The sequence below is a fragment of the Paracandidimonas soli genome (assembly GCF_004342005.1).
Lineage (GTDB): Bacteria > Pseudomonadota > Gammaproteobacteria > Burkholderiales > Burkholderiaceae_B > Paracandidimonas > Paracandidimonas soli.
Map to the genome: position 1 here is coordinate 1 of NZ_SMBX01000019.1, position 5,641 is coordinate 5,641.

The following is a 5,641-nucleotide window of genomic DNA, read 5'->3' on the forward strand; positions in this document are numbered from 1 at the left end:
CAAGTTTGTTGTCGGCGACCAACCGAAAGGTTGGGGCGAAGTTTACGATGTTGAGTGTTACTGCTTGATGTCACTGCTCTTTAACAATTTAACAGCCGATAAGTGTGGGCGCTTGGAATGAGTGCGCAGCCTTCTCACGAGGGTTCGCCAAAATTATCAAGTGCTCGCACATTGAAGAAGTAAGGTTTTGAGAAATCAAAGTCTTGTCTTTTTCTTTGAGCATAGCGACGTATGACCGAAGTCTTTCGGGACTTGAGGAAAATACGATTTTACAGAGATTGAACTGAAGAGTTTGATCCTGGCTCAGATTGAACGCTAGCGGGATGCTTTACACATGCAAGTCGAACGGCAGCGCGGACTTCGGTCTGGCGGCGAGTGGCGAACGGGTGAGTAATGTATCGGAACGTGCCCAGTAGCGGGGGATAACTACGCGAAAGCGTGGCTAATACCGCATACGCCCTACGGGGGAAAGGGGGGGATCGCAAGACCTCTCACTATTGGAGCGGCCGATATCGGATTAGCTAGTTGGTGGGGTAAAGGCCTACCAAGGCGACGATCCGTAGCTGGTTTGAGAGGACGACCAGCCACACTGGGACTGAGACACGGCCCAGACTCCTACGGGAGGCAGCAGTGGGGAATTTTGGACAATGGGGGCAACCCTGATCCAGCCATCCCGCGTGTGCGATGAAGGCCTTCGGGTTGTAAAGCACTTTTGGCAGGGAAGAAATAGGTCTGGCTAATATCTGGACTGAATGACGGTACCTGCAGAATAAGCACCGGCTAACTACGTGCCAGCAGCCGCGGTAATACGTAGGGTGCAAGCGTTAATCGGAATTACTGGGCGTAAAGCGTGCGCAGGCGGTTCGGAAAGAAGGATGTGAAATCCCAGGGCTTAACCTTGGAATGGCATTCTTAACTACCGGGCTAGAGTATGTCAGAGGGGGGTAGAATTCCACGTGTAGCAGTGAAATGCGTAGAGATGTGGAGGAATACCGATGGCGAAGGCAGCCCCCTGGGATAATACTGACGCTCATGCACGAAAGCGTGGGGAGCAAACAGGATTAGATACCCTGGTAGTCCACGCCCTAAACGATGTCAACTAGCTGTTGGGGCCTTCGGGCCTTAGTAGCGCAGCTAACGCGTGAAGTTGACCGCCTGGGGAGTACGGTCGCAAGATTAAAACTCAAAGGAATTGACGGGGACCCGCACAAGCGGTGGATGATGTGGATTAATTCGATGCAACGCGAAAAACCTTACCTACCCTTGACATGTCTGGAATCCCGAAGAGATTTGGGAGTGCTCGCAAGAGAACCGGAACACAGGTGCTGCATGGCTGTCGTCAGCTCGTGTCGTGAGATGTTGGGTTAAGTCCCGCAACGAGCGCAACCCTTGTCATTAGTTGCTACGAAAGGGCACTCTAATGAGACTGCCGGTGACAAACCGGAGGAAGGTGGGGATGACGTCAAGTCCTCATGGCCCTTATGGGTAGGGCTTCACACGTCATACAATGGTCGGGACAGAGGGTCGCGAAGCCGCGAGGTGGAGCCAATCCCAGAAACCCGATCGTAGTCCGGATTGCAGTCTGCAACTCGACTGCATGAAGTCGGAATCGCTAGTAATCGCGGATCAGAATGTCGCGGTGAATACGTTCCCGGGTCTTGTACACACCGCCCGTCACACCATGGGAGTGGGTTTTACCAGAAGTAGGTAGCCTAACCGTAAGGAGGGCGCTTACCACGGTAGGATTCATGACTGGGGTGAAGTCGTAACAAGGTAGCCGTATCGGAAGGTGCGGCTGGATCACCTCCTTTCAGAGCGAAGCGCACGAAGCGAAAGCGTCCACGCTTATCGGCTGTTGAATATAGCATCACGACACGATCAAGCCCGTCAGGGTCAGTTGGGTCAGTAGCTCAGTCGGTTAGAGCACCGTCTTGATAAGGCGGGGGTCGCTGGTTCGATTCCAGCTTGACCCACCACAACGCTTTGATTCGGGGGGGATTAGCTCAGCTGGGAGAGCACCTGCTTTGCAAGCAGGGGGTCGTCGGTTCGATCCCGTCATCCTCCACCAATGATTTGAGGGTGTGGTTGATTTGGTTGGGTTATCGGCTGTTGTGATGTGGCGAAGTTGAGTGCAACGAAGAGCGTCCTGGGTGTGGTTGGCCTGGATGTTGTTCGTTGAACTTAGGTTCGGCCGGTTGGCGAGGCTTGGCGGGTTACGCGAAGTGAGTGCTGATCGATGTTCTTTAACAATTGGGAAGAAGCACAACGAAGTATTTATGGTGCATGACTGGCTGTTGTAGCAGTCATGTGCGTTAAGTATAGGGTTGTGATTGCATACATAAAGTTCAAATAGTTCTCAAAACATCGTAAGACTGATCTTCGGATCGGGATTACAGCCTTTGAGTGATGAACGGCACAACGCGACATGTTAGAGAACCTATAGACTGCAAAGTTATAGGATCAAGCGACTAAGTGCACATGGTGGATGCCTTGGCGATTACAGGCGATGAAGGACGTTGTAGCCTGCGAAAAGCTGCGGGGAGCTGGCAAACAAGCTTTGATCCGCAGATATCCGAATGGGGAAACCCACTGCCTTTGGCAGTATCCCACACTGAATACATAGGTGTGTGGAAGCGAACCGGGAGAACTGAAACATCTAAGTACCCCGAGGAAAAGAAATCAACCGAGATTCCGGCAGTAGCGGCGAGCGAACCCGGAGCAGCCTTGACGAGATAGCAGATTGTATAGTCGAACGGAATGGAAAGTCCGGCCGTAGCAGGTGATAGCCCTGTAGACGAAATGCAGTCTGTGGTACTAAGCGTCGAATAAGTAGGGCGGGACACGTGAAATCCTGTCTGAAGATGGGGGGACCATCCTCCAAGGCTAAATACTCGTAATCGACCGATAGTGAACCAGTACCGTGAGGGAAAGGCGAAAAGAACCCCGGAAGGGGAGTGAAATAGATCCTGAAACCGTGTGCATACAAACAGTAGGAGCGGACTTGTTCCGTGACTGCGTACCTTTTGTATAATGGGTCAGCGACTTACATTCAGTGGCAAGCTTAACCGAATAGGGAAGGCGTAGCGAAAGCGAGTCCGAATAGGGCGATTCAGTCGCTGGGTGTAGACCCGAAACCAGGCGATCTATCCATGGCCAGGTTGAAGGCACGGTAACACGTGCTGGAGGACCGAACCCACTAATGTTGAAAAATTAGGGGATGAGCTGTGGATAGGGGTGAAAGGCTAAACAAGCCTGGAAATAGCTGGTTCTCTCCGAAAACTATTTAGGTAGTGCCTCGCGTATGACTGCTGGGGGTAGAGCACTGTTATAGCTAGGGGGTCATGGCGACTTACCAAACTATGGCAAACTCCGAATACCGGCAAGTCCAGCGCGGGAGACAGAGCACCGGGTGCTAACGTCCGGACTCAAGAGGGAAACAACCCAGACCGCCAGCTAAGGTCCCAAACTATGGCTAAGTGGGAAACGAAGTGGGAAGGCTTAGACAGTCAGGAGGTTGGCTTAGAAGCAGCCATCCTTTAAAGAAAGCGTAATAGCTCACTGATCGAGTCGTCCTGCGCGGAAGATGTAACGGGGCTAAGCCATAGACCGAAGCTGCGGGTGTGTATCTTTGATACACGCGGTAGGAGAGCGTTCTGTAAGCCTGTGAAGGCAGATTGAGAAGTCTGCTGGAGGTATCAGAAGTGCGAATGCTGACATGAGTAGCGATAAAGGGGGTGAAAAGCCCCCTCGCCGTAAGTCCAAGGTTTCCTGCGCAACGTTCATCGGCGCAGGGTGAGTCGGCCCCTAAGGCGAGGCAGAAATGCGTAGCTGATGGGAAGCTGGTTAATATTCCAGCACCGTCGTAGAATGCGATGGGGGGACGGATTGCGGAAGATCATCGGAGTGTTGGATTACTCCGTTGCTGTATCGAAGAAGGCGCTTAGGCAAATCCGGGCGCGGAATTCAAGGGTATGGCTGGATAGGGCTTAGGTCCTAAACTGATTGGAAGTGGTTCCAGGAAAAGCCTCTAAGCTTCAGTTCTACGAGACCGTACCGCAAACCGACACAGGTGGACGGGATGAATATTCCAAGGCGCTTGAGAGAACTCGGGAGAAGGAACTCGGCAAATTGATACCGTAACTTCGGGATAAGGTATGCCCTTGTAGTGTGATGTGCCTGCGCACTGAGCATGAAGGGGCCGCAGTGAATCGGTGGCTGCGACTGTTTATTAAAAACATAGCACTCTGCAAACACGAAAGTGGACGTATAGGGTGTGACGCCTGCCCGGTGCCGGAAGGTTAAGTGATGGGGTGCAAGCTCTTGATCGAAGCCCCGGTAAACGGCGGCCGTAACTATAACGGTCCTAAGGTAGCGAAATTCCTTGTCGGGTAAGTTCCGACCTGCACGAATGGCGTAACGATGGCCACACTGTCTCCTCCCGAGACTCAGCGAAGTTGACATGGTTGTGATGATGCAATCTACCCGCGGCTAGACGGAAAGACCCCATGAACCTTTACTGTAGCTTTGCATTGGACTGTGAACCGGCCTGTGTAGGATAGGTGGGAGGCGTTGAAGCGTGATCGCTAGATTGCGTGGAGCCGACCTTGAAATACCACCCTGGTCTGTTTGCGGTTCTAACCTAGGTCCATGATCTGGATCGGGGACCGTGCATGGTGGGCAGTTTGACTGGGGCGGTCTCCTCCCAAAGTGTAACGGAGGAGTACGAAGGTACGCTAGGTACGGTCGGAAATCGTGCTGATAGTGCAATGGCATAAGCGTGCTTGACTGTGAGACTGACAAGTCGAACAGGTGCGAAAGCAGGTCATAGTGATCCGGTGGTTCTGTATGGAAGGGCCATCGCTCAACGGATAAAAGGTACTCTGGGGATAACAGGCTGATACCGCCCAAGAGTTCATATCGACGGCGGTGTTTGGCACCTCGATGTCGGCTCATCACATCCTGGGGCTGTAGCCGGTCCCAAGGGTATGGCTGTTCGCCATTTAAAGTGGTACGTGAGCTGGGTTTAAAACGTCGTGAGACAGTTTGGTCCCTATCTGCCGTGGGCGTTGGATACTTGACGGAGCCTGCTCCTAGTACGAGAGGACCGGAGTGGACGTACCTCTGGTGTACCGGTTGTCATGCCAATGGCATTGCCGGGTAGCTAAGTACGGAAGAGATAACCGCTGAAGGCATCTAAGCGGGAAACTCGTCTGAAGATAAGGTATCCCGGGGGCTTGACCCCCCTGAAGGGTCGTTCGAGACCAGGACGTTGATAGGCTGGGTGTGGAAGCGCAGTAATGCGTGCAGCTAACCAGTACTAATTGCCCGTGCGGCTTGATCCTATAACCTTGCAGGTTGTAGTGTCGCGTAAGCTGCCAAAATCAAAGTAGTTAACAGTAAGTCAATTCACAACGACAAAACTGTACAAAACACATGAATACATCGAACGTGGGCGCTTAAGCGTTCACGGTGCTTCTCCCCCAATTGGCGCCATTGCCAACGCAGTGGCGCAACCAGTTACGCCTGACGACCATAGCGAGGTGGTCCCACTCCTTCCCATCCCGAACAGGACAGTGAAACGCCTTCGCGCCGATGATAGTGGACGGACGTCTGTGAAAGTAGGTCATCGTCAGGCTCTTAT

2 tRNA genes and 3 rRNA genes are annotated in these 5,641 nt (G+C 52.7%); all 5 read left to right on the forward strand.

The window, feature by feature from the left end:
* Nucleotides 1-280 precede the first annotated feature (280 nt).
* A 16S ribosomal RNA gene (locus EV686_RS18425) occupies nt 281-1,811 on the forward strand.
* Nucleotides 1,812-1,899: 88 nt separating this feature from the next.
* Nucleotides 1,900-1,976: transfer RNA gene (locus EV686_RS18430), tRNA-Ile, on the forward strand.
* 16 nt (nt 1,977-1,992) lie between these two features.
* A tRNA-Ala gene (locus EV686_RS18435) sits at nt 1,993-2,068 on the forward strand.
* Between the two features lie 390 nt (nt 2,069-2,458).
* Nucleotides 2,459-5,342 (forward strand): 23S ribosomal RNA (locus tag EV686_RS18440).
* 180 nt (nt 5,343-5,522) lie between these two features.
* Nucleotides 5,523-5,635, forward strand: a 5S ribosomal RNA gene (rrf, locus tag EV686_RS18445).
* The 16S, 23S and 5S rRNA genes sit together here with 2 tRNA genes alongside, the layout of an rRNA operon.
* The last annotated feature ends 6 nt before the right edge of the window (nt 5,636-5,641 follow it).